This window comes from Actinoplanes derwentensis, assembly GCF_900104725.1.
GTDB lineage: Bacteria > Actinomycetota > Actinomycetes > Mycobacteriales > Micromonosporaceae > Actinoplanes > Actinoplanes derwentensis.
The window spans coordinates 9,681,119-9,698,212 of the sequence record NZ_LT629758.1; the positions used below are offsets into that span (position 1 = coordinate 9,681,119).

Sequence of the window (17,094 nt, forward strand, 5' to 3'; positions counted from 1 at the left end):
AAAAACGGGGCAATCAGTGAATGCCGGCATTGGTCGATCAATGTGGTAAGAAATACAAGATCATCATTATTTTGGGGTCGCAAGGCAACCTCTGACCGGATGCCGGAGTCGACCACCGGATTTCGGTAGACCGGGCCGAAGTTAGACTGGGCCGAAGTTAGATTCAATCAAGCTTCGGAGGGGCGATGTTCGTTGGGCGACGCAGTGAGCTCGATCTACTCGCCGATCACCTCGATCGCATCCGGCGCACAGGTGAAGGCCGATCCGTCGCTATCCGTGGACGGCGGCAAGTAGGAAAGTCGCGCCTGGTGCAGGAACTGTGCGATCGGGTTGACCTGCCCTACTGCTTTTACACCGCGGTGAAGGGCGCTTCGAGCAATGAAGCGGTCGGCTACCTTCTCGGCGCCCTGCGTGACTCGTCGCTGCTGACCCCCGGCGGTCGTGACCTTCTGCCGTCCCAGCCGCCGGCCGGAGGCTGGGGAGACATGCTGCGAGTCCTGGCCGGTGTCCTGCCGGACACGCCGAGCGTCGTCGTCCTCGACGAGTTGCCCTGGCTCTCCGAGCAGGACGCGACCTTCGACGGGCATCTACAGGTCGCCTGGGACCGGCTCATCTCTCGCAAACCGGTGCTGTTGCTGCTGCTCGGTAGCGACCTGCACATGATGCAACGGTTCACCGAGTATGACCGGCCGTTCCACGGCCGGGCCACGAACCTGGTCCTCGGTCCGTTCAATCTCGCCGAGACCGCCACCGTGACCGGCTCAAGCGGTGCGGCCGCGATCGACGCGCACCTGATCACCGGCGGGTTGCCCGGCATCGCCTTGGAGTGGTCACCGGGAACTCCCCCCGCCGATTTCCTGCGCCAGGAGATCGCCAACAAGACCTCAGCGCTCTTCACCATCCCCGAACAGTCATTGGCGTCGGAGTTCCCCACCCCCGACACCGCCCGGCGCATCCTGGAAGCGGTCGGTGGCGCCGGCAGTCGCACGTTCAGCAACATCGCCGCGGCGGCCGGCGACCGCGGTGGCCCGGTCAGTTCCGGCACCCTGTCCCCGCTGCTGCACCGGCTTGTGGACGAGAAGCAGATCCTCGCCGTCGACAAGCCGGTGTCGACCAAGCCCAGCAAACTGGCCCAGTACCGGATCGCCGACAGCAACCTGCGCCTGTACCTGGCAATCCTTCGTGATGTGCAGCAACTGGTACTGCGCGATCGGACAGCAGCCGCCCAGGCCGTCCTTGACGCACGATGGCCCACCTGGCGCGGTAGGGCTGTCGAGCCGATCATCCGCGACGCGCTCGCCATCGCTGCGGGCTCCGGCACGTTGCCCTGGACCGACACATGGGAAGTCGGCGGCTGGTGGAACCGGCAGTCCAACCCGGAGATCGATCTGGTCGGAGCCGACCGCGCGCCGATCGCCTCCCGGATCGCGTTCGCCGGTTCCGTCAAGTGGCAGGACGCACCGTTTGACCGCCACCATCTCGACGAACTGCGCCGCCAGGCCACGTTGATTCCGGGTTTTCAACCCGGAATCAGCGGCCTGGTCGTGGTCAGCCGCTCGGGAGCCGACCTCCCCGACGGGGCCGCCGATCTGATCTGGGGCCCGGACGACGTCGTCCGGGCCTGGCCGGTCTGACAGCGGAGGACGTGCGATGACGGCGAGAATGAAGATCGGTGTGGCGCACTCGGCCTGATCGTTGAGCTTCTTCAGTTGAGACCGCCCACGCCGTCGATGGGACGCCGCCGTTGCGGCTGCATCGATGCCCTCCCCGTGTGCACGCGATTCGCGTGTCTACGGGAACGTACGCCGGTGTAGAGGGTTCGGTTCGCTCCTCCGGTTCAGGTTCTCGGCGCTCGGTGAGTCACGCCCGCTCGAGAAGGTTCTGCTTGACCACGACGGGGACGGACAGCGTCTTGTAGCCGACGGTGTCGAACAGGACCGTCATCCGGTCCTCCTCGTAGTTCATCACCATGCCGCTGCCCCACTCACCGTGACTGACCTTGCTGTGGACCGGGAACGGGCCCTCCGGCTCGGCGGCGGCGATCTCGTGGGCGGTGCCGTCGGCGCAGTTGTCGCAGTGGCCGCAGGGCTTTTTCAGGTCCTCGCCGAAGTACGCCAGCAGTGTCTCGGTGCGGCACTGCCGGGATTGCGCGAAGACACGCATCATGTCGGTTCGGGACCGGACCACGGCCTGCTGGCGTTCGTACTCCTCGACCGCCGCCGTGGCCGCGGCGGCCGGCAGTGGCGCGCGGGCCGGGACGGTCAGCTTGTGGCCCGAACCGGCGGTCACCGCACCCACCTGTTCCAGCAGGTTGAGGTACTGGCCCAGTTTGCGGGGCCCCATCCCGGTGGCCTTCTGCAGTGCCGTCTTGCTGGCCGGGCCTTTGTGCAGTTCACCGGCGAGGTCGCGGAGTTCTTCTTCGGACGGCGACCCGCCCTGGAAGAACCGCTGGATGGCCTCGTCCTCGGACCGCCACAGCAGCAGCGCGCGGCCGGGTTCACCGTCGCGGCCGGCCCGGCCGATCTCCTGGAAGTAGCTGTCCGGGGAGTCGGGCAGGGCCACGTGCGCGACCCAGCGGATGTTCGACTTGTCGATGCCCATACCGAACGCCGAGGTCGCCACCATGATGTCGACCTTGTCGTCGCTGAAGTCGGTGTGGCGTTGTTCGCGCAGGCCGGCGGGCATGCCCCCGTGGTAGTACTCGGCCGGGTACCCGGAGGTGGTGAGCCGTTCGGCGAGTTCCTCGGCGGCGCGCCGGGTGGCCACGTAGATGATGCCGGGCCGCTGTTCCTCGTCGAGCATCCCGGTCAGCCGGCGCCACCGATAGCTGTCGTCGGGGCAGTACGCGACTTCGAGGAACAGGTTGCGCCGGTCCAGTCCGGACACGTGGATCTCGGGTTTGTTCAGGCGCAGCCGGGCGATGATGTCCTCGCGGACCGGCGGTGACGCGGTCGCGGTGAGGGCGAGGATCGGCGGCCGGCCGATCTGCTTGATCATCTCGCCGAGGGCGAGGTAGTCCGGACGGAAGTCGTGGCCCCAGGCGGAGATGCAGTGCGCTTCGTCGACCGCGACCAGTCCGGGTTTGAGCGCGCGGACCTCGGCCAGTTTCTCCGGATCGGTGAGCTGCTCCGGAGTGATGAACAGGAATTCGGCCTCACCCCGGCGGAGCGCCTCGAACGTCTCGCGCTGCTCCTTCGCCGTCTCCTGCGAGCTGACCCGGACCGCGCGGATCCGGGAGTCGCCGCGGTCGTTGAGGGCGGCGATCTGGTCCTGCTGCAGGGCCAGCAGGGGGGAGATCACCACGGTCGGGCCGGGCAGCAGTACCGCCGGGATCTGGTAGATGGCCGACTTTCCGGCTCCGGTCGGCAGCACCACCAGGGCGTCCTTGCGGCGCAGCACGGCACGCATCGGCTTGAACTGGCCGGGGCGGAGTTTGCGCCAGCCGAACTGGTTACGGGCGACCCGTCGCAGGCGGGGACCGTAGATGGGGAGTTTCATCGAGCGGAGGCTATCCGATCTTGGGTGGGGGGTGTCCGGGGGCTTTTCGGTGCCGCCCCGTTACCCCTATTTGCCGCCGAACATGCGGCGGATCGCCCAGATCAGGATCAGGACGGCCAGGGCCACGCCGAGTAGGCGGACGGCGTGCACCTCGGACCAGTCGATGTCGGTCCAGTCGGTGCCGGTCGCGGCGAGCGGAGTGAGCACGTGCACATTCTAATGACCACGGCGTCACGGGAAATAGAAAGGTTTGTTGACTAAACCCGGTGGCGCGTGTGAACGTGTTCCCCGCAGGAGACGCGAGGGACGCGGACGACGAACACATCGGAGGTACGGGGGCTCATGTCGATTCACGGCGAATTGCCGGAACTGGCTGCTGCGGTGCTGCAACCCGGTTTTGTCGGCACCACCGCACCGGACTGGGTCCGCCGCTGGCTCGGCGTCGGGCTCGGCGGTGTCGCCCTCTTCGCCCGCAATGTGGAGTCCCCGGCTCAGGTGGCGGCTCTCACCGCGCGGCTGCGCGCGGAGAACCCGGATGTGATCGTTGCCATCGACGAGGAGGCCGGTGACGTCACCCGGTTCGAGTCCCGTCTCGGCAGTTCCCGGCCCGGAAACCTGGCCCTCGGTACGATCGACGACCCGGAACTGACCGAGGCCGTCGCCCGCGACCTCGGCCGGGAGCTGGCCGTCGCCGGGATCACCCTCGACTACGCGCCCGACGCCGACGTCAACAGCAACCCCGCGAACCCCGTCATCGGCGTACGGGCATTCGGCTCCGAGCCCCGGCTGGTCGCCCGGCACACCTCGGCCTTCATCCGCGGTCTCCAGGACGCCGGGGTGGCCGGCTGCGCCAAACACTTCCCCGGCCACGGTGACACCGCCGTCGACTCGCACCACGACGTGCCGGTGATCGACCGCACCGAGGACGAACTGATCGCCTGCGAACTGGTCCCGTTCCGGGCGGCCATCGCGGCCGGCGCCCGTTCGGTGATGACCGGTCACCTGCTCGTCCCGGCCTACGACCCGGAGGTCCCGGCCACCCTGAGCCCGCGGATCCTGACCGGACTGCTCCGCCGGGAACTGGGCTTCGACGGCCTGATCGTCACCGACGGCATCGAGATGCAGGGGGTGCGCCGCCGCTACGGCCTGGAGGGCGCCACGGTCCGGGCCCTCACCGCCGGGGCCGACGCCATCTGCGTGGGCGGCGGCCACGACGACGAACAGACCGCGATCCGCCTGCGGGACGCCATCGTCGCCGCGGTCCGCTCCGGCGAACTGCCCGAGGAGCGGCTGCGCGACGCGGTCGCCCGGGTCCGTGCCCTGGCCGCCTGGACCACGAGCACGCAGACCGCCACCGGAGCCCGCGCCGTCGCCGACGCGGCGGCCGCCGACGGCGCCACCGTCCTCGGCTCGGTCATCGGTTTCGAGGCCGCGCGCCGGGCGGTCCGGGTGACCACCGGCGGAGACGGTCCGGCGTTGCCGGTGCACGGGGTGCCGCACGTCGTCGAGTTCGCGCCACCGCGCAACATCGCGATCGGCAGCGAGACCCCGTGGGGTGTCGGCGGCCCGCTCACCGAACTGCGGCCCGGCACCACCTCGGTGCGGTTCTCCGCCGAGGACCTGGAACCGCTCGCCGACCCGGCCGCCGCGGTGCTCGCCGGGGTGGGGGAGCGACCGTTGATCCTGGTCGTGCGGGACGTGCACCGCCACCCGTGGATCGAGCGGGCGCTGCGTGCCGTGCTCGAGGTCCGCCCGGACACCATCGTGGTCGAGATGGGCATCCCGGTCACCGTGGCCGGTGGGGTGCACATCGCCACCCACGGCGCCACCCGGGCGCTGGGCCGGGCCGCCGCCGAGCTGATCGCCGGTGCCCCGGTGCCGCAGCCGGTGGCCGTCTGAACTCAGTGGGCGACCAGGTCCCGGTACTCCGGGTGCGCGCCGATGTACTCGGCGAAGAACGGGCACGCGGGCACCACGCGTTCGCCGCGTGCCCGGATCTGGTCGAGGGTCTGCCGGGCCAGTTCCCCGGCCAGGCCCCGCCCGCGCATCTCCGGGGCGGTCTCGGTGTGCAGGATGGTCACCACGTCGTCGCGGGTGCGGTAGGTGGCCAGAGCGCCGACTTCACCGTCGACCAGGAGCTCGAAGCGGTGCTCAGGGGCGTTGTCGCGTACCGAAAGGTCACTCACCTCTCACAGCTTATGTTCAACTGAATCCCGTACCGTCGGATGGGTGTTGATCTCCGCTCCTCGCCGCCGCATCGCCACCGCCCTCGCCTCGGCCGCCCTGGGCCTCACCCTCCTGACCGGTTGCAGTGACGACGTGAGCTGTGGTCTCGACCAGTGCACCGTCAGCATCGCGCGGGAGACCAACGCCAAGGTCGAGGTGCTCGGGGTGGAGGCCAAGTTCGTCTCCGCCGACGAGAACACCGTGACCGTGGACATCGCCGGCGAGCAGATCCAGCTCACCAAGGGCCAGCAGGCGGTCGACGTCGGCGGTCTCCAGGTGTCCCTCGCGAGCGTGACGTCCGACGCGATCCAGCTCGAGGTCTCGCGCTAGACGCCAGGTGCGAGATGCGGCAAGTTTGACGATCGTCGCTCCTGGTCACATTGGGGGGCATGTCCACAGCCTCGAACGTCAAGCACACCGCGTCACGGGCCGCCGAGAGCAAGCCCCTGGAGTACCTGGCCCGGGGCGGCTTCATCGGATACGGCATCATCCACCTGCTCTTCGCCTGGATCGCCCTCCAGGTGGCCATGGGCGGTTCCGGTCAGGACAGTGACCAGTCCGGAGCCCTTCAGGCCATCGCCAAGCAGCCGTTCGGCAAGACACTGCTGATCATCATCGCCGTCGGCCTCGTCGCCATGGCGATCTGGCAGGCCTTCGAGGCCGCGATCGGTGAGAGCGGCCCGCAGGACCGCCGCGCCATGGCCGAGCGGGTTCTCAACGGTGTCCGCGCCGTCCTCTACTCCTACCTCGCCTGGAACGCGGTCAAGGTGGTCCAGGGCGCCGACGCCTCGATGGGTGACAGCAACGCCGGGATGACCGCCGGGCTGATGGACTCCGACGGCGGGCGCATCCTGGTCGGCCTGATCGGCCTGATCGTTCTCGGTGTCGGTGTCGGCATGGCGATCTACGGCTACAAGAAGAAGTTCACCCGTCACCTGAACACCCAGGAGATGCCGGCCGGCACCCGCAAGCCGATCATCCGGCTGGGCATGGCCGGTTACATGGCCAAGGGCACCGCGTACGCGATCGCCGGTCTGCTCGTGGTCTCCGCCGCGCTGAACTACGACCCGGAGAAGGCCCGTGGCCTGGACGCCGCGCTCAAGACGCTGGCTGCCAACTCGTGGGGCGTGTGGCTGCTGGTGCTGATCGCCGCCGGGATCGCCGCGTTCGGTGTCTACTGCCTCGCCCAGTCCAAGTACCGCAAGATCTGACCCTTCTGCACCACCGCGGCGGATGTGAGCTTTGTCTGACATCCGCCGCTGCCGTGTGTCAGCCCTCCGGAGCGGGCAAAGCTTGACGCTCGTGTGACATCGCTCGTGGGAGGGAAGGCAAGTGTCAAGCGTATTGACCGCTCTGCTCGCCGTCGCCGGAGCAGCGGCCGTGGCGATCATCTTCGTCGAGATCGTGCACCGGATCATCAAACGGATCGGCCGCCGGTCGACACTCGCCGCCGACATGGCCCGCAAGATCCACCGGCCGTTCCTGGCCGCCGTCACCCTCGTCGCGGTGCAGCAGGCGATCAGGATCTGGGCCGGTGAGTTCCCCGGCCGGTCCGGTCTCGTGCACACCCTGGTGCTGCTCGTCATCGCCGCCTTCGCCTGGCTGGTCGGCGCGATGCTGCTGGTGCTGGAGGACGTGGCGCTCGCCAAGTGGCGCACCGACGTGCCGGACAACCTGCGCCGCCGCCGGATCAAGACCCAGGTGGTGATGCTGCGCCGGGTCACGGTGGCGATCATCGTGGTGCTGGCCGGCGGCGTCATGCTGATGACGTTCCCGGACATCCGGGCACTCGGGGCCAGTGTGCTCGCCTCCGCCGGTCTGATCAGCGTGGTGGCGGCCCTGGCCGCACAGAGCACTCTCGGCAACGTGTTCGCCGGGCTCCAGATGGCTTTCAGCGACGCGATCCGGGTCGACGACGTGGTCGTGGTCGAGCAGGAGTGGGGCCGGATCGAAGAGATCACCCTGACGTACGTGGTGGTACAGATCTGGGACGACCGGCGACTCATCCTGCCGACGTCGTACTTCACCACCAAGCCGTTCCAGAACTGGACCCGCACGTCGTCGGCGGTGCTCGGGACGGCCGAGATCGACGTCGACTGGTCCACCCCGATCGAACCGGTCCGGGCCGAGCTCCAGCGGGTCTGCGACGGCTCCGACCTGTGGAACGGCAAGGTCTGCGTGCTGCAGGTGACCCAGGCGACCGACGCCCGGATCCGACTGCGGGCCCTGGTCAGCGCGGACGACGCGGCCGCCCTGTGGGATCTGCGCTGCCTGGTCCGCGAGCGCCTGGTCGGCTGGATCTGGGAGCACCAGCGTGGGTCGGCGCCGCGGGTGCGTGCGGAGGTGGAGGCGAAGGTGCCTGCCGCGCCCCAGCCGGACGACCATCGCGGGCCGGGCGCCGAGTCCTCCGCCGCCCGGGTGTTCAGCGGCGGGATCGACGGTGATGCCCGTGGAGTGGTTTTCGGTGGTCCGGTGCCGGTTGCGTCCGACAGTAAGGATTGAGTGACTCCTGATCAGGGCATACCCCTGTCACACGGAAAGGGGGAACACGATGGCCGACGTCTTGAACGGCGTTCCCGTACGGCCACTGGCCGATCAATCCACCGCCGAATTGGTGCAGCGTGCCAGCGAGCAGCTCAGTCACCTGGTGCGTGATGAGATCACGCTCGCCAAGGCCGAACTCGCTGAGAAGGGCAAGCGGGCCGGCATCGGCGCCGGCCTGTTCGGCGGCGCGGGCGTACTCGCGATGTACGGGGTGGGCGCGGCGATCGCGACCGGGATCATCGCCCTCGACCTGGTCCTGCCGCTCTGGCTGGCGGCCCTGATCGTCACGGTGGTCCTCTTCGTCATCGCCGGGGTGCTCGCCCTGCTGGGTAAGGGCCAGGTGAGCCGGGCCGTCCCGCCCGAGCCGTCGGCCGCGATCGAGAGCGTGAAAGCCGATGTCGACGAAGTGAAGCACGCGGTCAAGGAGCGTAGCCGGGCATGAGCGACAAGAATGGGAACGTCAAACCGGACCTGGCCGAGCTGCGCGCCGAGATCCGGCAGACCCGCGCCGAGCTCGGTGCCACCGTCCAGGCCCTCGCCGGCCGGGCGGACGTCAAGGCCCGGGCCCGTGAGCAGGTCGAGGAGACCAAACAGCGTGCCCTGGTGCACGTCGAGGAGACCAAGCAGCGAGTGCTGACCCGGGCGGCCGAGATGACCGGCCGCGTCCGCGAGACGCCGCCGCGCGAACTCGCGCACGAGGCCGGCGTCCGGGTGCGGGCCAATCCGCTCCCGTTGATGCTGACCGTCGCCGGGATCGCGGCACTCGCCGGAATCATCCTGATCGTCCGAGGGAGGCGCTGATGGCGGGCAAGATGTCGAAAATGGCGCTGAAGCCGATGAACGTGGCCGCCGGTTTCGCGGCCGGTGCGGCCGCCGGTTTCCTCTTCAAGCAGGCGTGGAAGGTCGTCGCCGGCGAGGACGACGCGCCGGACGCGGGCGACCCGGATCGCGGCTGGACCGAGATCCTGATCGCCGCCGCACTGCAGGGCGCGATCTTCTCGATCGTGAAGGCGGCGGTTCATCGTGGGGGTGTCATCACCACTCACAAACTGACCGGAACTTGGCCTGACTAGATCAACTTCTGCATAGACGAGAGTCTTGCCGGTCCTCCGCTTCGCACCGTGGAAGTGGGGGACCTTTTCCATATCGGTCACCCATTTTTGGATACCTTCCCGGGGCAGCTTTACGGCCCGATTTTCGGGTACAGTGTGGCCAGTTTTTGCGTACGTGGTTCGCTGCTTCTGCTTGACCCGAGTGACACCGACCCTTCCCGGGATGGTCGACAGGTGTCGTGAGGGCCGGGTGGATGGGACGTCCTCCTGAAAGGCCGCCTCGTGGCACCGCTGCTCGAAAACGGTCATCGGCCCCGCGCTGCCGCGGTTGGGCGGGCCGGCATTTTCAGAAGGAGAGTTCAGCATGGCGCAAGGAACCGTGAAGTGGTTCAACGCAGACAAGGGCTTCGGCTTCATCACCGTCGACGGCGGGGGTGCTGACGTGTTCGTCCACTTCTCGGCCATCCAGACGAGCGGCTACCGCACTCTGGAGGAGAACCAGCGGGTCGAGTTCGAGATCGCCCAGGGCCAGAAGGGCCCGCAGGCGGAGCAGGTTCGCCCGCTCTGAGACCTATCAACCGGTCCTGAGACCGTGCGCCGACCGCCTGGCGGAGGTCGGCCCGACCGTGGCCCCGCACCCTCATCGAGGTTGCGGGGCCTCTTTCGTCAGCCCGGGTTCGGCCCGGCGGTGTCACCGGGGCCGCCCGGATTCTGGCCCGCGGCCGTGCGCCGGCGCATCCCCAGGACCACGAGCAGCAGGCCGACCGCGATCAGGGCACCGCCCACCGCCGCCCACAGAGTCTTGCCGCTCATCAGGCCCGTGCCGAGGTAGTCGAGGCCCTGAAGCGTCCATACCCCGCCGATGGTGATGGCCAGCAGACCGAGTGACATGGCGAGCCAGCCCATCAACCGCGGTGATTCGCTTTCATGCTTCACCATTTGTCGTGCACCTGCGGGCGAATCAACTCATCGTAGACCGCGGTGATCAATTCTCCGGTTTCCGGCGAGAGCGGAGGAAGGGCAGCCGAAGCCGCGTTCGCGCGTGCCTGTTCCGGGTTGCGCGCGCCCGGGATCACGACGGTGACGGCGGGCTGATCAATGATCCATCGCAGGGCGAATTGCGCCATCGTGGCGTTTTCCGGCACCAGCGGGCGAAGGCGGCGGACCGCCTCCAGGCCGACCTCGAAGTCGACACCGGAGAACGTCTCGCCGACGTCGAACGCGTCGCCGTTGCGGTTGTAGTTGCGGTGGTCGTCGGCGGCGAACGTGGTGCTCGTGTCGTAACGCCCGGAGAGCAGGCCACTGGCGAGCGGAACCCGGGCGATGATGCCGACCCCGGCCTCGGCCGCGGCCGGCAGCACCCGCTCCAGGGGCTTGAGGCGGAGCGCGTTCAGGATGATCTGGACGCTTGCCACGCCGGGGCGGGCGATCGCGGTCAGAGCCTCGTCCACCCGCTCGACGCTCACGCCGTACGCCGCGATCCGCTTCTCCTCGACCAGCGTGTCCAGCCAGCCGTAGACCTCGTCCGAGCTGTAGACCGAGGTGGGCGGGCAGTGCAGCTGCACCAGGTCCAGGGTGTCGACGCCGAGGTTGGCGCGGGAGCGGTCGGTCCAGGCCCGGAAGTTGTCCAGGTTGTAGTTGGCGTGCTCCTGCGGCAGGCGGCGGCCCATCTTGGTGAAGACGGTCAGGCCGGGCCGGTCCTTCACGAAGGAGCCGACGATCTGCTCGCTGCGGCCGTCGCCGTAGACGTCGGCGGTGTCGATGAAGGTCACGCCCGCGCCGACGGCCGCCTCCAGGGTGGCGTGCGCGTCGGCCTCGCTGACCTCGCCCCAGTCGGCGCCGAGCTGCCAGGCGCCCAGACCGACCACACCGACACTGCGTCCCAGCTTGCCAAAGGTTCGATTTTCCACGTTGAGACCCTACCGCCCGAGTGTTAGGTTCAAACAAAACGTACGTACGGTTTGGAGGCTGTCATGTGGGATCCCGCCGTCTACTCACGCTTCGGTGCCGAGCGCTCCCGGCCCTTCTTCGACCTGGTCAACCGGATCGGCGCCCAGGAACCACGGGCCGTCACCGACCTGGGCTGCGGCCCCGGCGACCTGACCCGCACGCTGACCGAGCGCTGGCCGGGTGCCCGGGTGACCGGCATCGACTCGTCCCCCGAGATGATCGAGAAGGCCGGTCCCGGATTCCGGCTCGGCGACATCGCCGACTGGCATCCGGAGCCGGACGTCGACGTGGTCGTCACCAACGCCGCCCTGCAATGGGTGCCCGGCCATCAGCGGATGCTGGCCCGCTGGGTGACCGAGCTGCCGTCCGGGGCCTGGATCGCGATGCAGGTCCCCGGCAACTTCGACAGCCCCGCCCACCGCGCGATCCGTGAGCTGGCCCCCGTCGAGCTGCGTGCCGACCCGGTCGACGACCCGGCCGACTACGCCGCCCTGCTGACCGGGGCGGGCGCGACCGTCGACGCCTGGGAGACCACCTACCTGCATCTGCTGCCGGTCGTCCCGGACGCCGGTCATCCGGTGCTGAACTGGGTCGAGGGGACCGCGCTGCGGCCGGTGCGGGCCGCGCTCGACGACGAGCAGTGGGCCGCGTTCCGCACCGAGCTCGCACCCCGCCTCGCGGAGTTGTATCCGGAGCGGCACGGCCTCGTCGCGTTCCCGTTCCGCCGTATCTTCGTGGTGGCAACTACCTGAGGAGAACTCTCTTGACCGACCTGACGTCGTTCATCGCCGGCCTGCCCAAAGCCGAGCTGCACGTCCACCACGTCGGCTCGGCGTCCCCGCGGATCGTCGCCGAGCTGGCCGCCCGGCACGAGGGCAGCTCGCCGGTTCCGGCCGACCCGGAACTGCTGGCGAAATACTTCGAGTTCCGGGACTTCGCGCACTTCATCGAGGTCTACCTGAGCGTCGTCGACCTGATCCGCGACGACGAGGACGTCCGGCTGCTGACCTACGAGATCGGCCGCGAGCTGGGCCGGCAGAACGTGCGGTACGCCGAACTGACCGTCACGCCGTACTCCAGTGTCCGCCGGGGCATCGCCGCCAAGGCGTTCTGCGAGGCGATCGAGGACGCCCGGACCGCCGCCGCCCGCGACTTCGGCGTCGACCTGCGCTGGTGCTTCGACATCCCCGGTGAGGGCGGTCTGCCGGCCGCCGACCAGACGCTGCGGATCGCCCTCGACGAGCGACCGGACGGCCTGATCAGTTTCGGGCTGGGCGGGCCGGAGATCGGGGTGCCGCGGCAGCAGTTCAAGCCGTACTTCGACCAGGCGCGCGCGGCCGGGCTGCACAGCGTCCCGCACGCCGGCGAGACCACCGGCCCGGAGACCATCTGGGACGCGATCCGGGAACTGGGCGCAGAACGGATCGGGCACGGCATCTCCGCCGCCCAGGACGAGCAGCTGATGGCCTACCTGGCCGAGCACCAGATCCCGCTGGAGGTCTGCCCGACGTCCAACCTGCGCACCCGGGCGGTCGCCGACCTGGACGAGCACCCGATCGGCCGGCTGATCGCAGCCGGGGTGCCGGTCAGCGTGAACTCCGACGACCCGCCGATGTTCGGGACCACCCTGGAGCAGGAGTACGCGACCGCCGCCCGCCTGCTGAACCTGGACGCCACCGGAGTGGCCGGGCTGGCCCGCACCGCGGTCCGGCACAGTTTCCGGACCGCGGACGGCAAGGCCACGCTGTTGGCCGAGATCGACGCCTACGCGGCGGCTCAGAGGTAGAGCGGGTCCTGCCAGCAGGCCCACATCATCGCGGTGCCGATGGTCAGGATCGTCAACCATCGCACCAGGCGTTTCCGGGAGAACCGGGCCGGATCCTCGTCCGGCTCGGTCTTCTGGCCACTCAGTACGTCGGGCATGGAAGTTCGTCTCCTGTCGCCGGCGGCGTCAGTCCGGCACTGCCGTCCAGCTCTGATGCCGCTGCTCGGTGTCCTTCTGCAAGACCAGCACGCGGTACGTGCCGAAGCGCTGAGCGCCCGCGCCGATCACCAGATCACCGGTCGCGGCGCGGATCGTGAAACCGTACGCCGAAGCGCGCAGCGTCCATCGGGTGGCTGTTCCGGACCGGCAGTCACCCTGCACCAGCGGTGCCCCGGCGACCGCCTCGCCACCGAGCGGGACGGCACACCTGTTGCTGGCCTTGGAGACCATCGAATAGGTGTTGTTCCCGGCCGGTACGAGCTGCCACTGCTGCTGAGTGCCACCCTCGTCGTTGCCGAGCGTGATCGGGGTGCCGTCCGCGGACCGGGCCGCGTACAGATCGGCCGCGCCGCCGGTCAGCGAGTTGGTCAGCACGAACCACGAGTTCTGCACCGGGCGGGCCGCCGGGGCCGTCTCCGCAGTGCCCTTGGCGCGGTAACCGAGCTTGCGGTTCCGGACCTCCACCAGGTACTTCGCGTCCGGTTTCAACCCGATCAGCCGGGCTCGGGTGGCACGGGTGGAGGCCACCGGCTCACCGTCGACCGAGACTTCGTATTCGGCGTCCGCGGCGGCGGCACTCCAGGTCAGGCGGACCGAACCGCTGGTCGCCTCACGGATCTCCAGCACCGCCTGCACGCCGTCGTCGGTGAGAGCCGGCGGCACATCCGGGCTGGCGTTCTCGTCCTGGTCACCGGTGCCGCTGGTGGCGTTGTACCGGGCCACCGGCGCCACCGCCACCGACGGAACCACCCCGTCCGGAATGCTCGGCAGCGGCAGAGGAAGACCCGGCCCGGCGTTCGTGACCGAGGGGTCCGGCGCCGGCGGGACGGAACCGCTGGCACTCGGGGCGGCGCTGCTCGGCACCGGGACGGTCGAGGCCTCGGCGTCCGGGGCCGGAGCGCCCTGGTCCGGGACCGTGGCGCCGGGTGCGTCCGGGATGTCGTCGCCGCCGTCACTGCGCAGCAGGAAGTCGCTGAGCGCCACGTTCCAGTGGTCGGCCAGGTAACTGTCCGGCTCCGGGTTGGTGCTGAAGTAGTCGTCGTGCCCGCAGTCGAGACGGATGAAGTTCTGCTTCGGGCACACGCTCTTCATCGGCTTGCCGGTGCGGTCCTCGCCGCAGAGCAGGTCGTACCCGTCGGTGCAGCTGCCCGCGCCGGTGGCGTTCGGCGAGTCGGTGAGCACCGCGCCGAGCGATCGGGTGAGCTGATGGGCGGCCATCGTGGCGCTCCAGCAGCCGGCGTCGACCCGGGCGTACGACGGGCCGCCGTTGTTGCGGTTGCCCCGGCCCGGCCGGGTGTCGTTCACGTAGGTGGAGATGCCGCAGTAGAGGTTAGTGTCGGCGAACATCAGGTACTTGCGGTCGGCCCGGTTGTAACCCAGGCTCCGCAGCGAGTCGATGGTCGACGCGAACGACCGCAGCGAGCCGCCCGGCAGCTGTACCTCGACCACGTCGGCCCGGCACTCGGGCGTCGTCACGTAGCGGATGTGCCGGGACCCCCCGGTCTCGCCGGCGCTCGCGTCGTAGATCGCGTCCACCCCGGCCGCCCACGTGCGGAACGAGTTGAGGAACTTCGCGTACCGGCTCGCACCGCCCGCCTCGTGCAGGTAGAGCAGCTGCACCCGCTTGCCGGTGCGGCCGTCACCGGCGCAGGCCACGTCGTCCGGCCCGAGGATGAAGTCGGCCTGACCGGGGGCCGCGTCCGGGATCAGCGCCGGCGCGTTCGCGGTGATCGCGCTGCCGCCCTCGTCGCGGGCGATCTCGGCGTCACCGGGAACGGTGTCGGTCTCCTGCCGGACCGGGGTCACCTCACTGCCGCCCGCCGTCACCGGAGCCACGTCCCGGCGTACCGCGAGACCGGCCGGAGCCGGATCGGGGCCGTGCGTGCAGGTCTGGTCGAACACCTGGTACGCCCCGGCGCAGACCGAGTCGGACGAGGCGAGACGCAGTCCGCTGTAGACCAGGCCCTCCTCGGGTGCGTCGGCCGGCAGGGAGGTCAGGGCGAAGTCGTCAGCGGACCGGCTGGAGCCGATCACACTGGGCCCGACCACGCCGCCGACACCGAGCAGTGCCAGGCCGAGGGCTACCGGAAGGAACCGGAAAGTCGCTGAGCGTGTTCGCAGTTGCTTCTGCGCGGTCGCCGCGCGGCGCCGTCCTGGCGGCGACCCGCGGAACGTCGGCCGGCGATGCGCGGACACGGCGTCTCCTTGTCGAGCTTGGTGGCGGTGGGAGGGGTCCATGGGGTGACCGCCTCCCACCGCGCGGTGGCTTCGCGGATCGCGGCGCGGGGGACGCGCTGCGGGATGCGAACCGGGAAACCCGATGGGATCGGAGGGAACCTTGCCACTGAGGCGGTTCCGAAGGAACGTTCCTAAAGAAGATATAAGCAAGCGCTGTCCCGAACGAGGGACCCGTCGGCTCATTCGTCTCCTCGCCGGCTGCGGCGTCGTTCCGGGCTCCGGTCGCGGGCCAGCCGGCCCCGGCCGACGAGCCCGAACCGGCTCGCTTGTTTCGGTGCCGCGTCGGCATCGGTCAGCAGCATCACCACGCTGGCACCACCCAGAGTGGCCCGGTCCAGGCTCACCGAGCCGCCGGTGGCCTGCGCCGCCCGGCGGGCGATGTCCAGGCCCAGCCCGGTCGAACCCTGCTGGCTCTGGCCGCGGCGCAGCGCGTTCTCCGGGTCCGGGATGCCGGGGCCGGCGTCGTCGATGCGCAACGCCACCCATCCGTCCCGGCGCGACAGCGCCACCTCGAACGCGGTCCCCTGCGGGGTGTACCGGAAGACGTTGCCGAGCACCGCGTCGAGCGCGGCGGCCAGCTCGGCCCGCGCCACCGGCACCGGGATGCGCAGATGCGCCCCGATCACCCGGTACTGACGGTCCTGGTCGGCGGCGAGCGCGGACCAGAACATCATCCGTTCCCGGACGACCTCGCTGACGTCGCAGAGCCCGTCCTCCGGCTCGGCGGCGACCCGGTCCGCGACAGCCTGCCGGGTCGTGTTGATCAGGTGGTTGACCTCGTCCTCCAAGGTGCCGATCGCCTGCCGGATGCGCCTGATCCCCCGGCGCCGGTCCACCTCGTCGGCGGTCAGATCGATGATCTGGGTGTCGTCGGGGTCGAGCGCCTCGGCGTCCAGTCGCAACGCGGTCAGCGGAGTCCGCAGCCGGTGCGACAGGTCGGCGACCAATTCACGCTCGTCGGTGCGAGAGGTTACCAAGCGGTCGGCCATTCGGTTGAAGGCGTACCCCGCTTCGGTCAGCTCCCGTGGGCCGGACGGGTGAACCCGGACCGCCAGATCGCCACCACCGACCGCGAGAGCCGCGTCGACCAGATGCCGCGCCGACGAGACCGCGCCCCGGGCCAGCCGGTCCACGGCGAACACCGAGCCGCCGACCAGGACCACGGCCAGGCCGATCAGCAGCCACCAGTCCCGGGCGGTGTCCTCGTTGAGCACCGGGCCCGGCACGAACGCCTCGACCACCAGGGTCCGCCCGCTCAGGGTGACCGGCTGGAGCCGCACCACCCCGCCCGCGACGTCCTCGACGGTCGGCTCGGACGCGGTCGCCGCCCGGTCGATCAGCGCGGCGCCGGCCCGGCCACCCGGAGCCGGCGCGACACCGGGCGTGTGCACCACCGGCTCACCACCGGCCGCCGCGATCGCCGCGGCGACACCCTTGCCGTCGGCGCCGGCCGTGATGGCGCCGGCCACCGTGGAGGTCCGCTCGGCGGCCTGCGCCAGAGCGGCGTCCCGATGGTCGTTGCGCAGACTCCAGCCCAGCGGGACGAGGAAGACGAGCGCGGCGACGGTGGTGGTGGCGGCGGTGGTGTACGCCAGCCGCAAC

At 69.8% G+C, this 17,094-nt stretch carries 19 protein-coding genes; 11 read left to right on the plus strand and 8 right to left on the minus strand.

Going from position 1 to position 17,094, the window contains the following annotated elements; all coding sequences use genetic code 11:
- The first annotated feature begins 185 nt into the window (after window positions 1-185).
- The gene (locus BLU81_RS43280; protein WP_092554995.1) at window positions 186-1,634 is read left to right on the plus strand and encodes an ATP-binding protein; all 1,449 of its coding nucleotides are present in this window, start codon (window positions 186-188) and stop codon (window positions 1,632-1,634) included.
- A 226-nt stretch (window positions 1,635-1,860) separates the two neighbouring features.
- On the opposite strand, the gene BLU81_RS43285 is transcribed toward BLU81_RS43280, so the two are convergent.
- Both BLU81_RS43285 and BLU81_RS49395 read right to left on the minus strand, forming a co-directional pair.
- Window positions 1,861-3,498, minus strand: coding sequence for a RecQ family ATP-dependent DNA helicase (locus BLU81_RS43285; RefSeq protein ID WP_092554997.1), 1,638 nt, complete (start codon window positions 3,496-3,498; stop codon window positions 1,861-1,863).
- A 66-nt stretch (window positions 3,499-3,564) separates the two neighbouring features.
- Window positions 3,565-3,705, minus strand: a complete 141-nt coding sequence (locus BLU81_RS49395) for a hypothetical protein (protein WP_172890738.1) — start codon at window positions 3,703-3,705, stop codon at window positions 3,565-3,567.
- Between the two features lie 135 nt (window positions 3,706-3,840).
- Between BLU81_RS49395 and BLU81_RS43290 the strand changes: the two genes are divergently transcribed.
- A complete protein-coding gene (locus BLU81_RS43290) occupies window positions 3,841-5,397 on the plus strand; it encodes a glycoside hydrolase family 3 protein (protein ID WP_092555000.1) in 1,557 nt (518 codons plus the stop codon).
- 2 nt (window positions 5,398-5,399) lie between these two features.
- On the opposite strand, the gene BLU81_RS43295 is transcribed toward BLU81_RS43290, so the two are convergent.
- Window positions 5,400-5,684 (minus strand): GNAT family N-acetyltransferase, encoded by a 285-nt coding sequence (locus tag BLU81_RS43295; protein WP_092555002.1) that lies wholly within the window; start codon window positions 5,682-5,684, stop codon window positions 5,400-5,402.
- 43 nt (window positions 5,685-5,727) lie between these two features.
- Between BLU81_RS43295 and BLU81_RS43300 the strand changes: the two genes are divergently transcribed.
- The 7 genes from BLU81_RS43300 to BLU81_RS43330 all read left to right on the plus strand — a co-directional run bounded on the left by BLU81_RS43300 (window position 5,728) and on the right by BLU81_RS43330 (window position 9,888).
- A complete protein-coding gene (locus BLU81_RS43300) occupies window positions 5,728-6,054 on the plus strand; it encodes a hypothetical protein (RefSeq protein WP_092555004.1) in 327 nt (108 codons plus the stop codon).
- Between the two features lie 59 nt (window positions 6,055-6,113).
- A complete protein-coding gene (locus tag BLU81_RS43305; RefSeq protein ID WP_092555007.1) occupies window positions 6,114-6,935 on the plus strand; it encodes a DUF1206 domain-containing protein in 822 nt (273 codons plus the stop codon).
- A 121-nt stretch (window positions 6,936-7,056) separates the two neighbouring features.
- Window positions 7,057-8,226: a mechanosensitive ion channel family protein gene (locus BLU81_RS43310; protein ID WP_092555009.1), complete on the plus strand. Its 1,170-nt coding sequence runs from the start codon at window positions 7,057-7,059 to the stop codon at window positions 8,224-8,226.
- 49 nt (window positions 8,227-8,275) lie between these two features.
- Window positions 8,276-8,710, plus strand: coding sequence for a phage holin family protein (locus BLU81_RS43315; protein ID WP_092555011.1), 435 nt, complete (start codon window positions 8,276-8,278; stop codon window positions 8,708-8,710).
- The gene (locus tag BLU81_RS43320) at window positions 8,707-9,069 is read left to right on the plus strand and encodes a DUF3618 domain-containing protein (protein ID WP_092555014.1); all 363 of its coding nucleotides are present in this window, start codon (window positions 8,707-8,709) and stop codon (window positions 9,067-9,069) included. The genes BLU81_RS43315 and BLU81_RS43320 overlap by 4 nt, the downstream gene beginning before the upstream one ends.
- The gene (locus BLU81_RS43325; RefSeq protein ID WP_092555016.1) at window positions 9,069-9,341 is read left to right on the plus strand and encodes a DUF4235 domain-containing protein; all 273 of its coding nucleotides are present in this window, start codon (window positions 9,069-9,071) and stop codon (window positions 9,339-9,341) included. Before BLU81_RS43320 ends, BLU81_RS43325 begins: the two co-directional genes overlap by 1 nt.
- A gap of 343 nt (window positions 9,342-9,684) precedes the next feature.
- Window positions 9,685-9,888 (plus strand): cold-shock protein, encoded by a 204-nt coding sequence (locus tag BLU81_RS43330; RefSeq protein ID WP_011905669.1) that lies wholly within the window; start codon window positions 9,685-9,687, stop codon window positions 9,886-9,888.
- A 98-nt stretch (window positions 9,889-9,986) separates the two neighbouring features.
- On the opposite strand, the gene BLU81_RS43335 is transcribed toward BLU81_RS43330, so the two are convergent.
- Entirely contained in the window at window positions 9,987-10,259 is a 273-nt protein-coding gene (locus BLU81_RS43335; protein WP_092555018.1) for a hypothetical protein, read from the minus strand.
- Window positions 10,253-11,230 carry an aldo/keto reductase gene (locus BLU81_RS43340; RefSeq protein WP_092555020.1) on the minus strand — a complete coding sequence of 326 codons (978 nt, stop codon included), beginning with the start codon at window positions 11,228-11,230 and terminating at the stop codon, window positions 10,253-10,255. Before BLU81_RS43340 ends, BLU81_RS43335 begins: the two co-directional genes overlap by 7 nt.
- A 63-nt stretch (window positions 11,231-11,293) precedes the next feature.
- Between BLU81_RS43340 and BLU81_RS43345 the strand changes: the two genes are divergently transcribed.
- Window positions 11,294-12,022 carry a trans-aconitate 2-methyltransferase gene (locus BLU81_RS43345; RefSeq protein ID WP_092555022.1) on the plus strand — a complete coding sequence of 243 codons (729 nt, stop codon included), beginning with the start codon at window positions 11,294-11,296 and terminating at the stop codon, window positions 12,020-12,022.
- Between the two features lie 11 nt (window positions 12,023-12,033).
- Window positions 12,034-13,056, plus strand: coding sequence for an adenosine deaminase (locus BLU81_RS43350; RefSeq protein ID WP_092555024.1), 1,023 nt, complete (start codon window positions 12,034-12,036; stop codon window positions 13,054-13,056).
- Here BLU81_RS43350 and BLU81_RS49400 read toward each other — a convergent pair.
- The 3 genes from BLU81_RS49400 to BLU81_RS43360 all read right to left on the minus strand — a co-directional run bounded on the left by BLU81_RS49400 (window position 13,047) and on the right by BLU81_RS43360 (window position 17,093).
- Window positions 13,047-13,193, minus strand: coding sequence for a hypothetical protein (locus tag BLU81_RS49400; protein ID WP_172890740.1), 147 nt, complete (start codon window positions 13,191-13,193; stop codon window positions 13,047-13,049). The genes BLU81_RS43350 and BLU81_RS49400 overlap by 10 nt on opposite strands.
- Window positions 13,194-13,221: 28 nt before the next feature.
- Window positions 13,222-15,450 carry an RICIN domain-containing protein gene (locus BLU81_RS43355; RefSeq protein WP_092555026.1) on the minus strand — a complete coding sequence of 743 codons (2,229 nt, stop codon included), beginning with the start codon at window positions 15,448-15,450 and terminating at the stop codon, window positions 13,222-13,224.
- 221 nt (window positions 15,451-15,671) lie between these two features.
- Window positions 15,672-17,093 (minus strand): HAMP domain-containing sensor histidine kinase, encoded by a 1,422-nt coding sequence (locus BLU81_RS43360; RefSeq protein ID WP_172890742.1) that lies wholly within the window; start codon window positions 17,091-17,093, stop codon window positions 15,672-15,674.
- Window position 17,094: the final 1 nt, after the last annotated feature.

Coding starts and splice junctions, on each gene's coding strand:
- BLU81_RS43290 (WP_092555000.1), top strand. CDS start 3,841: ATGTCGATTCACGGCGAATTGCCGGAACTGGCTGCTGCGGTGCTGCAA.
- BLU81_RS43280 (WP_092554995.1), top strand. CDS start 186: ATGTTCGTTGGGCGACGCAGTGAGCTCGATCTACTCGCCGATCACCTC.
- BLU81_RS43335 (WP_092555018.1), bottom strand. CDS start 10,259: ATGGTGAAGCATGAAAGCGAATCACCGCGGTTGATGGGCTGGCTCGCC.
- BLU81_RS43305 (WP_092555007.1), top strand. CDS start 6,114: ATGTCCACAGCCTCGAACGTCAAGCACACCGCGTCACGGGCCGCCGAG.
- BLU81_RS43330 (WP_011905669.1), top strand. CDS start 9,685: ATGGCGCAAGGAACCGTGAAGTGGTTCAACGCAGACAAGGGCTTCGGC.
- BLU81_RS43325 (WP_092555016.1), top strand. CDS start 9,069: ATGGCGGGCAAGATGTCGAAAATGGCGCTGAAGCCGATGAACGTGGCC.
- BLU81_RS43315 (WP_092555011.1), top strand. CDS start 8,276: ATGGCCGACGTCTTGAACGGCGTTCCCGTACGGCCACTGGCCGATCAA.
- BLU81_RS43320 (WP_092555014.1), top strand. CDS start 8,707: ATGAGCGACAAGAATGGGAACGTCAAACCGGACCTGGCCGAGCTGCGC.
- BLU81_RS43285 (WP_092554997.1), bottom strand. CDS start 3,498: ATGAAACTCCCCATCTACGGTCCCCGCCTGCGACGGGTCGCCCGTAAC.
- BLU81_RS49400 (WP_172890740.1), bottom strand. CDS start 13,193: ATGCCCGACGTACTGAGTGGCCAGAAGACCGAGCCGGACGAGGATCCG.
- BLU81_RS43345 (WP_092555022.1), top strand. CDS start 11,294: ATGTGGGATCCCGCCGTCTACTCACGCTTCGGTGCCGAGCGCTCCCGG.